The sequence below is a fragment of the Pseudomonas sp. AC463 genome, assembly GCF_979253585.1.
Genome location: NZ_CEEDDZ010000440.1, coordinates 1 through 293, shown reverse-complemented (window position 1 = coordinate 293; position 293 = coordinate 1). Strand labels below are relative to the sequence as shown.

At 64.8% G+C, this 293-nt stretch carries 1 protein-coding gene; it reads right to left on the bottom strand.

From position 1 onward, the window contains the following. Positions 1-293 (bottom strand): S1 RNA-binding domain-containing protein (locus AC0IYH_RS30885; RefSeq protein ID WP_471837992.1); only part of this gene is annotated, 293 nt, incomplete at both ends.

The following is a 293-nucleotide window of genomic DNA, read 5'->3' as shown; positions in this document are numbered from 1 at the left end:
GGACGGTCTCGCCCTTGCGATGCAGCGCCAGCGCATCCTCACCCGACACGCCCCAGGCGATGTCGGACATGTGGACCATGCCGTCGACGTCGTTGTCCAGGCCGATGAACAGGCCGAACTCGGTGGCGTTCTTGACTTCGCCCTCGACGGTCGAGCCGATCGGATGGGCCGATGCGAACGCCTCCCACGGATTGTTCTGCGCCTGCTTCAGGCCCAGCGAGATGCGGCGCTTGTCCTGATCGACCTCGAGCACGACGACTTCGACTTCCTGCGAGGTCGACACGATCTTGCCC